Origin of the sequence: Roseovarius litorisediminis, from assembly GCF_900172295.1 — a bacterium.
Classification (GTDB): domain Bacteria; phylum Pseudomonadota; class Alphaproteobacteria; order Rhodobacterales; family Rhodobacteraceae; genus Roseovarius; species Roseovarius litorisediminis.
Map to the genome: position 1 here is coordinate 76,454 of NZ_FWFL01000007.1, position 13,948 is coordinate 90,401.

Sequence of the window (13,948 nt, forward strand, 5' to 3'; positions counted from 1 at the left end):
TCCTTATACTCGGGTCTTAATGCCTGAATTGCCTCAACCCCAGCTTGCCACAGGCAGGCGTCAGGTCAAGCAGAAGGATAAGCTATTCCCCTAAATGGCGGAAAATCTGCATAGCGGGCCTGCCTTTGCGGCAGCGATTCAGCAGGCTGCGCGCCCGCCTGCAACAACATACCGCGCGGTGCGATGTAACTGGAAATCGTGCGCCGGGGCTTGGCCCGCCAGCTGAGATTCATCGCGCACAGCTTGGGAAAAAACCACATGTCTGAATAAGGCAGATGGTCATGGATCCACCAGGCCAGATCGCGCCAGTCGCGACCCTGATCAAACTGATCTGCAAACCACGGAATCGCCAGCGATGTCCCTGCCCCGACCTGGTCATTGCCGGTACGGTCCCAGATATGATGCCCGTAGTTGGCATCGTTGCGCGCACAATTCATTTTGTTTTCATTGCCATACCGGTTGAGCTCGGGGCTGCGATATCCTGATCTAATAGCGATACGACCAAAGGTTTCTTCCAGTGGGTCCAGCAAATGCGTGCAAAGCAAACGACCGTTGGCGATCGCCAGATCAGGGTCTTCCGGCAGGTTGGGAATGCGGTGAAAACTGCCGATTTCCGAATAGAGAAAATCACGCATAAAGAAATGACGGCTGAGACGGACACGGCCCAGTGCCTCAAGGCTCCACATGCTGCGCGGGCGGCGCATCAATAGCCATTCCAGCGAAACGCACCCTCGGGAGATAGCGGCGAAAAGGGATTATGGGCAATTTCCCAGATGTGACCGCCGGGGTCCGAGAAATAGCCATGATAGCCGCCCCAGAACACCTCTTGCGGGGGCTTCAGGATTTTGGCCCCGGCGGTCTGTGCGGCCCTCATCAATGTGTCCACTTCGTCGCGCGTTCGCAGGTTATGGGCCAGCGTGGTCGCCCCCGTCCCCAGCGTTTCAGGGTCAACCCCCAACTCATCCGCAAGGGCGGTCAACGGATAAAGCCCAAGCGTCTGACCGATAAGATCAAAGGCGATCACGCCATCCGGGCTATCCGCGCGCTGCCAGCCAAGCGCCTCGTAAAATGCCGCGGCCCGTTCAATGTCATGCACTGCCAATGTGATAAGCGATACGCGTTGTTCCATCAGTCTGTCCCCCCGGCAGCCCGCGCGATCACCTCTTCGACCGAAGCCTCGATCAGCCCCAGACAATCAGGATCTGAAAAGCGGTGATCGGCCCCATCCACCAGTGTCAACCTCATATCCGGCCCTTGCGCATGGTCCAAAAGCCGCAAAGCAACAGACTTATCCACATCTTCATCAGAAGTTCCTTGCAGAAATCGAACAGGAAACGGCAATTCTAGCGGATCACGCAAAACCAGCTGATTTCGACCATCTTCGATCAGTTTGCGGGTAATGATATAGGGCTCACCATATTCACTTGGTAAAGCCACCTGCCCTTTTTCCATCAACTCGGCCTTTTGGTCCGCATCAAATCCGGCCCACATGGAATCTTCGGTGAAGTCCGGGGCAGCGGCGATAGTCACCAACCCGGCCACCCGTCCGGGCATCGCGCGCGCGGTCAAAAGTGAAATCCAGCCGCCCATGGAGGAGCCTACGAGTATCTGTGGCCCGTCTGTCAGCGCCTCTAATACAGCCGCCGCGTCTGCAGCCCAATCGCCGATACAGCCGTCTGTAAATTTTTCCGAAGACTGGCCATGCCCGGAATAGTCGAACCGCAAGAACGCCCTGCCGGTGCGGCGCGCCCACTCTTGCAGATGCACCGCCTTGGTGCCATCCATGTCAGATTTGAACCCGCCCAGAAAAACCACACCGGGGGCGGAACCATCCGTTTTATGATAAGCCAGTTTGCGACCCGCTGAGGTCTTGAGGTATCGGGGCGCAATCATGACGTTCTCCTTGCAAATGTTCATGGGCATAGTGTGCACCGCATGGCTGCACCGGGCAATTCGGATTTCGTGTTTCAGTCATCAACCGCGCGCAATGTCAGGGCCAGAAATCCGCCCGCCAGCGCCATGACAGCAAAGCCTGTCAGTGCATACAAGGGCCCGGCCCATGCCAACGCGCCACCTAAAGCACCTGCAACCAGCAAGATCAAACCAATCGCCGTGTTCGCAAGCGCGGTATTGGCAGAGCGACGGTTCTCGTCTGAAATATCAACCAAATAGGTCGATCGCGATTGCCGCACGCCGTGATGGGCGATCATCAGCACGCAAAGAACCACAGGGATGATCCACGGTTTTTCGGCAATCCCCGCCAGAGTTGCCAGAATGGCCGCGCCCATCGCCATTGCGCCCAGCCCCCCTGAGAACAACAAGACCAGCGGGCTGTTTCGATCCGACAAACGACCCCAGACATATGAACTGAGAAACGCAGCTGACGCCGACGCCAGCACCATTGCGCCCAACTGCCCTGTTGCAGACTCGTCCGAGACCGACAAAAGCACCATGTAGGGCGGCGCAAGCGCGGTGGAAACCAGCAGCCCACGCACAAGAATAAAGCGGCGCAGGTTGAGATCGTCGCGCAGGATATCCAGATACCCCTGGGCACTTTCAGGGGCCTCGGGTGTGCTGCGCTTTTCCTCGATCCGGGAAAACAGGAGCGCCGCAAGCAGCCAGAGGCCTCCGGCCGAAACGATGGCACCGATAACCGCTGCCTTGCTTTTCAGTACGCCCGTTAGCAAAAGCGCTGCAAAACCCAGAACCAGCAGGGCCGAGACCGACCCGGCCAGCCCCGTTACTGCACCGCGTCGCTTTTGGCTAATGGTTTTGCCCAGAATGTCCTTGTAGGACACCGAACAGGCCGCTCGCGAGACCGCCAGTGCGGCCAGCAACAGGCAAATCACACCCCCCGCCGCCGCGCCATCAAGCGTCAGCGCCGCCACGGCGATCAGCCCTGCGGAAATGCCCTGCCCCACGCTGCCGAAAACCCAAACCCAGCGACGGTAGCGGATTTGTTGCACCCGGCGACCCAACAACATCTGCGGCAACAGCGCGCCCGCCTCGCGGATGGGCACCAGCATACCGATAATAGCGGCCGGCGCGCCCAGGATTCCTAACAGCCAACTGAGCACCAGCTTGGGGTCAATCAACCCATCGGCCAGCTTTGTCATCGACAGAGACAGGACGTGACGCAGCCCATTGCGCGCCTCGGTCGTTTCAACCTCTTGCCCTGTTAGCCGCGCGATAATGTGATGCAAACCTGCCTCTGATCAACGTTCCCTTAGCCGCCGATATACGACCCCGAGCGTGGACGGAAAAAGATTTTTTGATTGTGCAGCCGCCCCAGCAGATCGTGGATCTGGCGCAGAGTATCCTCTGCGTCATCCATGCGGTCAGAAACCTTATCGGGTTGCGCACAGCTGTCCAACGTTTGCGCCGACAATTCGCGTTTCGACTGGCGCAAAGCATTTTCGATCAGTTCCACATCTTCCATCGTCAGTTCAAAGTTCGAGTTGTACGTCGTCATGCGGCACTCCCTGGTCCAGCGACCTGTTGCGGTTTCGTAGAGGATAAGCGTCAAGATAGGCCCCATTTGCGACAGGTCCATCTGAATTTTATTAACTGCGTCAATATGTTACGTTGAAAAACCGCATGCAATTGCGCACCGTTACAGAATGCCGTTGCACACCCAATCCTAAGTTCTGTTGCAATTCAGGCAGTTGCCCTGCTGCACGACATAGTGTTCCGGGCAATCCACCCCCTTTCACCGGACTTGACTTGCCCTGCTCTGCGCGCCACACAGACCGCGAACCAATCATATACCCGCAACCGGGCGTTCCGTGGGCGCCAAACTGACGAGGAGCTTGTGCCCGATGGCCCAGATTTCCCTTACTTTTCCCGATGGCAATGTTCGCGATTTTGCGACCGGTGTAACGCCTGCCGAGGTGGCCGCTGACATCTCTACTTCGCTGGCGAAAAAGGCGATCTCAGCCACGGTAGACGGCCAACACTGGGACCTTCAGTGGCCGATTGACCAGGATTCCGCCATCAGCATCAACACCATGAAAGACGAAGATCAGGCGAACGAGCTGATCCGTCACGACCTGGCCCATGTCATGGCCCGGGCGGTGCAGGAATTGTGGCCAGATGTCAAAGTGACCATCGGACCGGTGATCGCCAACGGCTGGTATTACGACTTTGACCGCGCCGAGCCCTTTACCCCCGAAGACCTTGGCGCAATTGAAAAACAAATGCGCGCGATCATCAACAAGCGTGAACCTGTCACCACCGAAATCTGGGAGCGTGACCGCGCCGTCAAGTTCTATGAGGCCAACAACGAGCCCTACAAGGTTGAGCTGATCGAGGCCATTCCGGGCAACGAGCCATTGCGCATGTACTGGCACGGACACTGGCAGGATCTGTGCCGTGGGCCGCACCTGCAACACACAGGGCAATTGCCCGCAGATGCCTTCAAGCTGATGTCAGTGGCCGGCGCTTATTGGCGGGGCGACAGCGACCGTGCCATGCTGCAGCGCATCTATGGCGTGGCCTTCACCGGCAAGGAAAAACTTAAGGAATACCTGAACTTCCTGGAAGAAGCCGAAAAGCGTGACCACCGTAAACTGGGCCGCGAGATGGACCTGTTTCATATGCAGGAAGAGGCCCCCGGTCAGATCTTCTGGCATCCAAACGGCTGGAGCATCTACGTCACGCTACAGGATTACATGCGCCGTCAACAGGTGCACGGCGGCTATGTTGAGGTGAACACCCCGCAGGTCGTGGACCGCAAGCTGTGGGAGGCTTCGGGGCACTGGGAAAAGTATCAGGAACATATGTTCATTGTCGAAGTTGACGAGGACCATGCGCGTGAAAAATCGGTGAACGCGCTCAAGCCGATGAACTGCCCCTGTCACGTACAGATCTTCAACCAGGGCCTTAAATCTTATCGCGACCTGCCCCTGCGCATGGCTGAATTTGGCAGCTGTAACCGATATGAACCCTCGGGCGCGCTGCATGGCATCATGCGGGTGCGTGGGTTTACACAGGATGACGGGCATATCTTTTGCCGCGAAGATCAGATTGAATCGGAAACCGCTGAGTTTATCTCTTTCTTATCCAAGGTTTATAAAGATCTCGGATTTGAACGCTTTAGCGTGAAATTTTCCGACCGCCCCGACACGCGCGCCGGATCGGACGAGGTATGGGACAAAGCCGAAGCCGCGCTTTTGTCGGCCACCCGCGCCGCTGGAATCGAACCTGAACTGAACCCTGGCGAAGGCGCGTTTTACGGCCCCAAACTGGAATTTGTGCTGACCGACGCCATCGGGCGTGACTGGCAATGTGGCACCCATCAGGTGGATTTCGTTTTACCCGAACGGCTGGACGCAAATTACATCGGCGAGGATGGCGCCAAGCACCGCCCCGTCATGCTGCACCGTGCCACGCTTGGCAGTTTCGAACGGTTCATCGGCATTCTGATCGAAGAACACGCGGGCAAACTGCCGTTCTGGCTGGCGCCGCGGCAGGTTGTCGTGGCCTCGATCGTGACAGACGCTAACGACTATGTTCTTGATATCGTTTCCAAACTACAGGCTTCTGGTGTTCGGGCCGAGGCCGATATTCGCAACGAAAAGATCAACTACAAAGTCCGTGAACACTCGGTGGGCAAAGTGCCGGTGATCCTGGCCTGCGGCATGAAAGAGATCGAAGAAGGATCTGTTTCGGTCCGCCGTCTGGGTGAGAAACACACCAGCGTACGACCGTTTGCAGAAGTGGCCACCGAGCTGGCATCAGAGGCAACACCGCAGGATCTTAAATAATCAGAAGGCCGGGGTCCATCGCCCCGGCCGTCGTCAATTCAGAAATGTGCCTTGGGCTCGTCCGGTTTACCTGCGGCAATCGCCAGCACGCCGGCAAGGCTGATAAAGCCAAGCGGAAACATGGTAAAGACGTTGAATTCAAAGGCATAATACATCATGCCCGCCGAGATCAGCAGCAAGATGCCCCCCCAAAGCGCCCGCACCCGCGCCATCGCTCCGCCGGCGATGGCAAGAAGCGGCGACAGGAAACTGGCGGTTCGGATGAGGCCCACATTGTCAACCTGTTGGGCCAGCCCTTCGATTTCGCCAAAGCGGTCAATCGCTTCGGTATAACCGTAGCTGAAAAACCCGACCAGTAACGCCAGAAGGCCACCAATCACACCAAGTACAAGAGCCGCGTTGCGCATGTTTATCTCCTTTTTCAACTCGGTAGATAGGCATTCAGCGACACGATCCGCACAGGGAATCCTGCACGTCTTTTCCCCATCCCAGATAGAGCTGGCCGTTTTGCTCAATTAACGGGCGTTTCATTAACGCAGGGTGCTGCACGAGCAGATCCATCGGGTCGCGGGCGCGCTCGGCTTCGCTCAGACCGCGCCATGTGGTTGACCGAATATTCAGCAAAGCGGCGCCAAATTGCTCATAAGCGGATTTCAGCACGTCCTTGGGAACGCCATCGGCGCGGACATCGCAAAGGGTTACTTCATGCAATGATTTCAATGCCTTACGACAGGTATCACAATTTTTTAGCCCATAAAGGATCATATTTTCCCCTTCCATTTCCCGATTGATTAACCGGCAGAACTGAAAAGGTCACGGGGTTTCGCTTGATTTTTACATGCGCCGTGCAATCATTATATTTGTGACATTAGCCCTTTGGCCTCCGCCTTCATTTGTTGACGTCGGGGCGTCTGGGGTTGGTGTGACATGGCCCGGCATTTTCCGGGGAAGAGAAGTGAAGAAGGAGAAGCGGAATGCCTAATGGCACCGTGAAGTGGTTCAATACAACAAAGGGTTACGGGTTCATCGAGCCCGAAGGCGGCGGCAAGGATGTGTTTGTTCACATCTCGGCTGTCGAACGCTCGGGATTGACCGGGCTGGCGGATGATCAGAAGGTCGCGTTTGAACTTCAGGAAGGCCGCGACGGACGGGAGATGGCGTCGGATCTGAAGCTGCTTTAAAGCAGTTAACAGACCATCAGGGCGACATCTGCTGACACCTACGGGGCATCAATTGCCCCGCGGGTGGGATGGTTTTTGGCTTTTGGCCCAGGTCTGGAAACGGCTGTTTCCGACCAGAAGAAGTGTCGCCAAAAAGGGGTTTGACCTGCAATTTGATTAACTTGCAGGGCTTCCGTGCTGCGGCGCAAAAGCGCGCTACCTTTTCTTCGAATTAACTCCCTTGCGATCCAGAATTGATCCGTGAGTGCTTGATTAAAGGGTAGAGAAACACACACATCTGTCAATTTATTTGGGGTGAATTTCAACCGCTGGTGGGTGCAAAACCGGTAAAGAGCTATTGCAGGCTCTGCCGCGCCGACCTCCTGTCACCCCACCATCCGCGCGGCCATGACCCCCGACCAGGCGGAAACCGCGGTCAGAACGGCGCCCCATGTCACGTCGACGGCAACCATGTGCCAGTGCCAGTCGCGCAGGGTGGCGTAGTTGGTGAACTCGTAGGTGCCATAGGCCAGCGCGCCCAGAAAGGCGCCGGCCAAAAGCGCCGTGAGAGGGGTGCCCGCGCGCAGGGCCGGGAGCGAGACAAACCACAGGATGCCCGCAACATAGAACAGGTAGAACAGCGCCGCCGGGGCAAGCCGCAACTCGGCCGCGAACAAGCTGCCGATGTGGGTGTCAAACAGCGGGCGCATCACAGCCTTCAGCATCACGGCATCAAGGCCAAGGAACACGAGGGCGGTGACAAGGTAGAGGACAAGGGTTTGCATCACAGGGGCCTTTTGGCGGGGATTTGAGATGTATACGCCGCCGGGGCCGAACTGGATTAGTTTTTTGAGATTATGCACAACATGAGGGCCGCGCCCGCCCATGGGGGCAGTCGGGCGCGGCCCGTGCAGGGCACGGGCGGTTTTGGTTTAGCTGTTAGGAAAAAAATTTTCGCTTGCACATGCTTACGGGTGTTCCTCCAAGTCAATGGAGGTATCCAAGAATTGAGCGATCTTTTTTGCATCAATAAAATAGAAGAAATCTTGTCCGCCTCGTTGAATCATACCTCCAAATTCCAGCCTATTTCCAAAAACAGATTTTCTAATAAAGATTACAGAACCACCTGACATTCCATCAGGTAGAAAGTCCTCATCATTTAAGTTCCGTATCCGATGCACTCCAGACATCGAGGTGCCGCCAACGTACTCACACTCAATGTTTCTCCTAACTAAATGGAGTTCTCTTGTGTCATACGGCTTCAAAATTTGGTCGGAGTAAGCACATCCAACAGCATAACACTTAAAAATTTCTTGGGGTTTGATGTTCCAAACATTTGAAAATTCAAAGCATCTCCCCCTAAATTCACGATGAATTTCAGCTTGCTCATCAAAGAAAAACGCCACGATATCGTATCTATCATCTTCGCGAACTGCTTCTTCGCCTCCATATATGAAATAACCTGAATTAGTAATGATTGCGTCTTCTGATAGGATCAGTTGCCCAACTTTTTTAAATTCCCCTTCCGAAATACCTGTGTTTTTAAACTGATGGCGTGTCCCGATAACAAAATACCTCCCTCGATAGTGTAGAGCGCACGAACTTCCTAAGAGTTGGAGTTCATTTTCAGTCACCTCTCGATGCCAAGCAGCAGCGTTCGTGCACATATTCCCTGCGATACTTCGCACTGCCTCCGAGTCCAGCCACAGACCGTTATGCCAGCATCGATCAATTCCAAGTTCAAATGGATCTGATTCTGCGATGAATTTATGCTCCCTAAAGCTGACCACCAATCACTCCTTGAATCTCCCGCTATTCACCTTTTTTCTTATCCAAGAACCGACAAGCCGCTAAGTTATCTCCCCCCTCACCAACTCCCTTAGCACACACCTCGGCGGCCCCGCAGACAGTTCACGACGGGAAATCTCAACCCACTCCCCCTCGTCAAACTCGGGAAAGAAGGCGTCGGCGGCCTCGACCTCAAGGTCGACCTCGGTGATCAGCAGGCGGTCGGCGATGGGCAGCATGTCGCGATAGATCGACTGACCTCCGATGCCGTAAAGCCGCTGGTATCCGGCGTCATAGCCCATCTGCACGGCCTGCGCGACGGAGGTGCAGACATGCTCGGCCAGATCAGGATTGCGCGAGACCACGATGTTCATGCGGTTTTTCAGCGGGCGCACCGGCAGGCTGTCCCATGTCAGCCGCCCCATGATGATAGCCCCGCTGGTGGTTTCGCGCTGAAACATTTTCAGGTCTTCCGGGGAATGCCACGGAATGTCGTTGTCTTTGCCAATGGCGCCGTTGCGGGCGCGGGCGACTACAAGTGTAAGCATGATCTATACCGCCACGGGAGCTTTGATCCCCGGAAGGGGATCGTAATTGAGAAACTCGAAATCCTCGTACCGGAAATCGAAGATGGAAGTGACATCGCGCGTCAGGCGCAGGGTGGGCAGCGGCCGGGGTTCACGCGAAAGCTGCAGGTTCACCTGATCGATGTGGTTGGAATAGATATGCGCATCGCCCAGAGTATGGATGAAATCGCCGGGCTCGTACCCGGTGACGTGGGACAGCATCACCTGCAGCAGCGCGTAAGAGGCGATATTGAAGGGCACGCCGAGGAACATATCGGCCGAGCGCTGATAAAGCTGCAGGTGCAGTTTGCCGCCCGCGATGCGCACCTGCCACAGGGTATGACAGGGCGGCAGCGCCATCTGATCGACCTCGCCGGGGTTCCAGGCCGAGACGATCATGCGGCGGCTGTCTGGCGCGTTGCGGATGGTGTCGACAAGGGTGCTGATCTGGTCGACCTCACCGATCACCGGGGCACCGGGGGTGCCGCCCAGTTTGGGAAAGTGGCGCCACTGATGGCCATAGACCGGGCCAAGATCGCCGTTTTCATCGGCCCATTCATCCCAGATCGACACGCCGTTTTCCTTGAGATAGGCGATGTTGGTGTCACCCGAGAGGAACCACAGCAGTTCATGAATAATCGAGCGCAGGTGCAGCTTTTTTGTGGTGACCAGCGGAAAGCCATCGGCCAGCGGATAGCGGGCCTGCATGCCGAAATGTGAAATTGTGCCGGTGCCGGTGCGGTCTGTCGAGGCGACACCGTGATCCAGCACGGTGCGAAGGGCAGTCAGATATTGGCGCAAGGAATGTCCTCCGGTTCAGGGGCGGTGAGGCACGTCGGGATCGGTTGAACGCGGGGCAGCACCCCGTGCAAAGCCCCGCGATCAGCGGTGCGGGCATGGCTGGGCAGAGGCATGGAGACTCCTTTCATCACAAGGGCGAGTCGGCAGCCACTATATCTGGTGGATCGCCACCATCAAACGCCAATATCAGGTGTATGTGCAGGTGCAACAGCGGGTCAGTTTTTCGAAGTCAGGCCGTAAGAAAGATTGACTTTCAAGTTTAAACCCATGAATTTCACTGAAAAGATCAAAAAACATCTATTGAGGGCAGTCTCATCATGAAACGTATAGTGGCAACTATGTTGGTGCCTTTATGGCTTGCGTCCTGCGGCAGCGGATCGAATCCGTTTGAACAAGACACTACAGGAACGGGTACGGGAACCGGAACAGGCACGGGGACAACCGGAACGGCGGTACCGGCGTCATTGGCGCAGGATGTGTCCGGCGTTACCTTTGATCCCGTTTCCCAGACACTGACGGTAACGGGGCTGTCTTTCGACGGGCCGACAGATGCCGTTGTTTACAGACGGCGCGCCGCGATGGATGTACCCGGCTATCAGGCCTACACTGCGCAGCAGGATGGCGCCGCACGTCACGCGACAGCTTTTGCAGGCCAAAGTGCTACCTCTGGCGCCGTCTCGGCGACCGTTGGCGCCACGGGCGGGCCGCGCAACCGATTTTTCACCGGAGCCTTTTTTGAGCGTACCGGGTCCTATTCACCTGCAAGTGGCGAAGTTGTCTATACAGGTAAATATGTCGGCCTGACCAATCTGGATAACAGCGGGGGTGATCTGATTGCACCTCCCCCTGGAACGGCGCCAGAATTGATACCGACACAGGCCGCAGCCACAACCGGCGACATTTCCCTGCGCGCCAACTTTGCCGACAAGTTGGTCGAGGGGAACATCATTAACCGTCAACTTAGAGAAGCCGGCACCGCCCTGCCCTCGATCGTGTTGATCAGCACATCGCTTGCCGACAACGGGACCTTCACAGGTGGCTCGGTTGAATACGACCAGCGCGATTTCCCTACCGACCGTGTGATCGGCAACAGCATCGGTGAGTTCGGCGGTATTCTTGGCGGCACGGGGGCAACCGAAGCCGCCGGGATTGTCAAACTCAACGAGTTTGATGGGCCAAACGACCCGCTGGGAATGGAAAACGAACTGGAAACAGGCATTTTCGTTCTGGACCGTTAAGGAGGGCCGCGCAATGTGGCGCCGCCTTGCGATATTCATCGCAACCTTCAGCCTGCCCATCACAATATGGGCCGAGCCAGCTGTATTGACCCTGCCACAGGTAGATTCACTGGCTGGCCAGGCCCTGGAAGACGGGCAGCCCAGACTGGCCTACGACCTGAGCAAAGGACTGCTGCAAGCCGATCCCCGAAACCCACGTGCGCATTATTATCAGGCACTGGCCTTGGCCCAAGTTGAAGCCTTTGGCGCGGCGCAGCAATCAGCGGCAGAGGCCTACCGCCATTCGAACACTGATGAACAGCGTTATCAGGCTGCCAACCTGGCGGCACAGCTTTCCTTTGCGGATGAGCGGCTGACCGGATCGCAGTTGTGGCTAAGGCGCGCGGTGCAATATGCCCCCGACGAAACGTCCCGCGACAAAACAATCAGCGCCTACCGCAATGTACGTTACAAGAACCCGCTGCATTTCAATTTTCAGTTTTCAATTACCCCGTCAGACAATGTGAACAATGGATCAAACAGCCCGCTTAATGTTATCGACGGCGTGCCCTTTGTCGGCACCCTAAGCCCGGCAGCACTGGCATTATCAGGGTTGGTTACGACCGCTGAAGTGGAAGGCTCCTATCGGATCTTTCAGGGCGAAAAACATGAAACGCGCCTGACCGGGGGGCTATACACCCGACATGTCAGCCTGTCAGACCCGGCACCCGGGCTGAGCGGCAAGGACCTGTCTTCAACCATCGCCGAGATTGGCGTCAGAGAAATTATGCTTGGCACAAATCAGGATGTTGTCTGGCAGTTTGACGTGACAGGCGGACGCACCTGGTACGGCGGCGATCCGCTGTATGATTTTGTCACCCTTGGTGCCAAACGGCAGAATAGGTTGCGCGAGGGGCTGTATCTGACCTTTGGTGGCGAAATTGAGCAGCAGCAGGACGAGACAAACAGCGATGCCGACACCATCCAGATCGAAGCCTTCGGAGAGGTAAGTCTTCGTCTTAAGAACAAAAGCAATCTGGCGTTTCGCCTGCAATATCGCGACAGCGACAGTGATGGTTTCAACCGGACCTCTCAACAATGGAGCAGCATTGCCAGCTATAGCCCGGGCAAACAACTTGGCCCGGCGCAAATGTCATTTTCACTGGGCTACAGCACGCTGGAATATGATGACTACCGCCTTCTGATTTTCACGGTCCCCGGCGGGCGGCGCGACGAATCCGTGTTTGGAAGCATCTCGGCCACTTTCAAGGACTGGAGCTATTTGGGGTTTGTCCCGACCGTTTCGCTCACGTCCGAGCAGAGCCGATCGAATGTCAGCCGTTTTGATGTTGACGAAACCTCGGTCACGTTAGGTATTCGGTCCGAGTTCTAGGCTCGACACTCACGGCAAAGGCGTTATCGTCGCTTTTATCACACTTGATGGAAACGCAATGGCGGAGGGCGATATGCGCGTTAAATATCTGCACACTATGGTTCGGGTAAAAGACCTGGAGAAAACGATCCGCTTCTTTGAACTGCTGGGAATGAAAGAAACCCGACGCTGGGACAACGAAGGCGGGCGGTTCACGCTGGTGTTCATGGCGCCTGTCGGGAACGAGGACTGCCCGGTCGAGCTGACCTATAACTGGGATGGCGATGACGGGTTGCCAAGTGACAGCCGTCATTTCGGACATCTGGCCTATGCGGTCGAAAACATCCATGACATGTGCCAGCACCTGATGGACAATGGCGTGGTGATCAACCGCCCGCCGCGCGACGGGCGCATGGCTTTTGTGCGCAGTCCCGACAATATCTCGATCGAACTGCTGCAGGAAGGTGAGGCGCTGCCCCCGGCCGAGCCGTGGATCAGCATGGAAAACACCGGCCATTGGTAAGGCTGGCGGCCATAATTGCCACCGTTTGGCTGGTATCGACGACAGTGGTGCAGGCGGGCTGCCGTCTGGCGCTGGTCCTGGCGCTGGACGTTTCTTCGTCTGTGGATGCGGCGGAATATGACCTGCAGCGGCTGGGGCTGGCCGCTGCCCTTGACGCGCCCGAGGTGCGCCATGCCATCCTGCAGGGTGCCTCGGGGGATGTGGCGCTGGCGGTTTATGAATGGAGCGGTTTTTTTCAGCAAAAGCTGCATCTGGACTGGACCCTGTTGCGCAGCGACGCCGACATTGACCGGGCCGTGTTGGCGATTGCAAGCATGACCCGTAGCCATGACAATTTCCCCACGTCGATAGGTCAGGCCCTGGGCTATGGCGCGACTGTCCTGAAACGCGCGCCGGTCTGTGACCGGCGGGTGATCGACATGTCAGGCGACGGCATCAACAATCACGGCTATGGACCTGCTTCTGCCTATCGCAATTTTCCCCTGCAGGATGTCACCGTGAACGGGCTTGTCATCCTCAGCCAGCGGGCGGGGGTGGTGGAATATTACCGCGATGAGGTTCTCAAGGGGCCCAACGCCTTTTTGGTAATTGCCAATGGTTTTGACGATTTCCGCGAATCGATGACGCGAAAACTGTACCGCGAAATCAATGATATCATTCTGGGCGAGGTTGCGGGCGCCGAAACCGGGCGGGACGGCTGAACACTGCACAGCCTGCTGGTTTGCCGATCCCCCTGCCCCCGGAATGTTCAAAGCA

General features: G+C 56.6%; 18 protein-coding genes. 6 read left to right on the forward strand and 12 right to left on the reverse strand.

All coding sequences use genetic code 11. The features are described 5' to 3' along the window. Positions 1-65 precede the first annotated feature (65 nt). The 5 genes from PEL8287_RS13855 to PEL8287_RS13875 form a co-directional block, all read right to left on the reverse strand. Positions 66-704, reverse strand: a complete 639-nt coding sequence (locus PEL8287_RS13855; protein ID WP_235862306.1) for a hypothetical protein — start codon at positions 702-704, stop codon at positions 66-68. Further along, positions 704-1,129, reverse strand: coding sequence for a VOC family protein (locus PEL8287_RS13860; protein ID WP_085893027.1), 426 nt, complete (start codon positions 1,127-1,129; stop codon positions 704-706). Before PEL8287_RS13860 ends, PEL8287_RS13855 begins: the two co-directional genes overlap by 1 nt. Next, a complete protein-coding gene (locus PEL8287_RS13865) occupies positions 1,129-1,893 on the reverse strand; it encodes an alpha/beta fold hydrolase (RefSeq protein ID WP_085893028.1) in 765 nt (254 codons plus the stop codon). The genes PEL8287_RS13860 and PEL8287_RS13865 overlap by 1 nt, the downstream gene beginning before the upstream one ends. A gap of 74 nt (positions 1,894-1,967) precedes the next feature. Continuing rightward, positions 1,968-3,203 (reverse strand): MFS transporter, encoded by a 1,236-nt coding sequence (locus PEL8287_RS13870; RefSeq protein WP_085893029.1) that lies wholly within the window; start codon positions 3,201-3,203, stop codon positions 1,968-1,970. 23 nt (positions 3,204-3,226) lie between these two features. After that, positions 3,227-3,472, reverse strand: a complete 246-nt coding sequence (locus tag PEL8287_RS13875) for a hypothetical protein (RefSeq protein WP_085893168.1) — start codon at positions 3,470-3,472, stop codon at positions 3,227-3,229. Positions 3,473-3,818: 346 nt separating this feature from the next. Here PEL8287_RS13875 and thrS point away from each other — a divergent pair, with 346 nt between their 5' ends. After that, on the forward strand, positions 3,819-5,765 hold the full coding sequence (gene thrS / locus PEL8287_RS13880; protein WP_085893030.1) for a threonine--tRNA ligase: 1,947 nt from the start codon (positions 3,819-3,821) through the stop codon (positions 5,763-5,765). 38 nt (positions 5,766-5,803) lie between these two features. On the opposite strand, the gene PEL8287_RS13885 is transcribed toward thrS, so the two are convergent. Then, positions 5,804-6,172: a hypothetical protein gene (locus tag PEL8287_RS13885; RefSeq protein ID WP_085893031.1), complete on the reverse strand. Its 369-nt coding sequence runs from the start codon at positions 6,170-6,172 to the stop codon at positions 5,804-5,806. 34 nt (positions 6,173-6,206) lie between these two features. Further along, complete coding sequence (locus tag PEL8287_RS13890) at positions 6,207-6,530, reverse strand: ArsC/Spx/MgsR family protein (protein ID WP_085893032.1); 324 nt, start codon at positions 6,528-6,530, stop codon at positions 6,207-6,209. Between the two features lie 209 nt (positions 6,531-6,739). Between PEL8287_RS13890 and PEL8287_RS13895 the strand changes: the two genes are divergently transcribed. Further along, positions 6,740-6,946 (forward strand): cold-shock protein, encoded by a 207-nt coding sequence (locus tag PEL8287_RS13895; protein WP_085893033.1) that lies wholly within the window; start codon positions 6,740-6,742, stop codon positions 6,944-6,946. A 365-nt stretch (positions 6,947-7,311) separates the two neighbouring features. On the opposite strand, the gene PEL8287_RS13900 is transcribed toward PEL8287_RS13895, so the two are convergent. The 5 genes from PEL8287_RS13900 to PEL8287_RS20475 all read right to left on the reverse strand — a co-directional run bounded on the left by PEL8287_RS13900 (position 7,312) and on the right by PEL8287_RS20475 (position 10,193). Next, entirely contained in the window at positions 7,312-7,710 is a 399-nt protein-coding gene (locus tag PEL8287_RS13900) for a DUF2177 family protein (protein ID WP_085893169.1), read from the reverse strand. 183 nt (positions 7,711-7,893) lie between these two features. Beyond that, positions 7,894-8,715 (reverse strand): hypothetical protein, encoded by an 822-nt coding sequence (locus PEL8287_RS13905; protein WP_139837804.1) that lies wholly within the window; start codon positions 8,713-8,715, stop codon positions 7,894-7,896. 60 nt (positions 8,716-8,775) lie between these two features. Beyond that, on the reverse strand, positions 8,776-9,261 hold the full coding sequence (locus tag PEL8287_RS13910; protein WP_085893035.1) for a dihydrofolate reductase: 486 nt from the start codon (positions 9,259-9,261) through the stop codon (positions 8,776-8,778). A 3-nt stretch (positions 9,262-9,264) separates the two neighbouring features. Continuing rightward, on the reverse strand, positions 9,265-10,080 hold the full coding sequence (locus PEL8287_RS13915) for a thymidylate synthase (protein WP_085893036.1): 816 nt from the start codon (positions 10,078-10,080) through the stop codon (positions 9,265-9,267). Beyond that, the gene (locus tag PEL8287_RS20475) at positions 10,065-10,193 is read right to left on the reverse strand and encodes a hypothetical protein (RefSeq protein ID WP_268877833.1); all 129 of its coding nucleotides are present in this window, start codon (positions 10,191-10,193) and stop codon (positions 10,065-10,067) included. The genes PEL8287_RS13915 and PEL8287_RS20475 overlap by 16 nt, the downstream gene beginning before the upstream one ends. A gap of 204 nt (positions 10,194-10,397) precedes the next feature. Here PEL8287_RS20475 and PEL8287_RS13920 point away from each other — a divergent pair, with 204 nt between their 5' ends. The 4 genes from PEL8287_RS13920 (at position 10,398) to PEL8287_RS13935 (ending at position 13,893) form a co-directional block, all read left to right on the forward strand. After that, entirely contained in the window at positions 10,398-11,318 is a 921-nt protein-coding gene (locus PEL8287_RS13920) for a thymidylate synthase (protein ID WP_139837805.1), read from the forward strand. Between the two features lie 13 nt (positions 11,319-11,331). Next, the gene (locus PEL8287_RS13925) at positions 11,332-12,690 is read left to right on the forward strand and encodes a surface lipoprotein assembly modifier (RefSeq protein WP_085893038.1); all 1,359 of its coding nucleotides are present in this window, start codon (positions 11,332-11,334) and stop codon (positions 12,688-12,690) included. A 73-nt stretch (positions 12,691-12,763) separates the two neighbouring features. Further along, the gene (locus PEL8287_RS13930) at positions 12,764-13,192 is read left to right on the forward strand and encodes a VOC family protein (RefSeq protein ID WP_085893170.1); all 429 of its coding nucleotides are present in this window, start codon (positions 12,764-12,766) and stop codon (positions 13,190-13,192) included. Next, positions 13,159-13,893 (forward strand): DUF1194 domain-containing protein, encoded by a 735-nt coding sequence (locus PEL8287_RS13935; RefSeq protein WP_139837807.1) that lies wholly within the window; start codon positions 13,159-13,161, stop codon positions 13,891-13,893. Before PEL8287_RS13930 ends, PEL8287_RS13935 begins: the two co-directional genes overlap by 34 nt. Positions 13,894-13,948 lie beyond the last annotated feature (55 nt).

Bases quoted from the DNA above. Each gene is read 5' to 3' on its own strand.
- PEL8287_RS13890 (WP_085893032.1), bottom strand. From the start codon at position 6,530: ATGATCCTTTATGGGCTAAAAAATTGTGATACCTGTCGTAAGGCATTG.
- PEL8287_RS13875 (WP_085893168.1), bottom strand. From the start codon at position 3,472: ATGACGACGTACAACTCGAACTTTGAACTGACGATGGAAGATGTGGAA.
- PEL8287_RS13895 (WP_085893033.1), top strand. From the start codon at position 6,740: ATGCCTAATGGCACCGTGAAGTGGTTCAATACAACAAAGGGTTACGGG.
- PEL8287_RS13930 (WP_085893170.1), top strand. From the start codon at position 12,764: ATGCGCGTTAAATATCTGCACACTATGGTTCGGGTAAAAGACCTGGAG.
- PEL8287_RS13925 (WP_085893038.1), top strand. From the start codon at position 11,332: ATGTGGCGCCGCCTTGCGATATTCATCGCAACCTTCAGCCTGCCCATC.
- PEL8287_RS13885 (WP_085893031.1), bottom strand. From the start codon at position 6,172: ATGCGCAACGCGGCTCTTGTACTTGGTGTGATTGGTGGCCTTCTGGCG.
- PEL8287_RS20475 (WP_268877833.1), bottom strand. From the start codon at position 10,193: ATGCCTCTGCCCAGCCATGCCCGCACCGCTGATCGCGGGGCTTTGCAC.
- thrS (WP_085893030.1), top strand. From the start codon at position 3,819: ATGGCCCAGATTTCCCTTACTTTTCCCGATGGCAATGTTCGCGATTTT.
- PEL8287_RS13920 (WP_139837805.1), top strand. From the start codon at position 10,398: ATGAAACGTATAGTGGCAACTATGTTGGTGCCTTTATGGCTTGCGTCC.
- PEL8287_RS13910 (WP_085893035.1), bottom strand. From the start codon at position 9,261: ATGCTTACACTTGTAGTCGCCCGCGCCCGCAACGGCGCCATTGGCAAA.
- PEL8287_RS13900 (WP_085893169.1), bottom strand. From the start codon at position 7,710: ATGCAAACCCTTGTCCTCTACCTTGTCACCGCCCTCGTGTTCCTTGGC.
- PEL8287_RS13860 (WP_085893027.1), bottom strand. From the start codon at position 1,129: ATGGAACAACGCGTATCGCTTATCACATTGGCAGTGCATGACATTGAA.
- PEL8287_RS13865 (WP_085893028.1), bottom strand. From the start codon at position 1,893: ATGATTGCGCCCCGATACCTCAAGACCTCAGCGGGTCGCAAACTGGCT.
- PEL8287_RS13855 (WP_235862306.1), bottom strand. From the start codon at position 704: ATGCGCCGCCCGCGCAGCATGTGGAGCCTTGAGGCACTGGGCCGTGTC.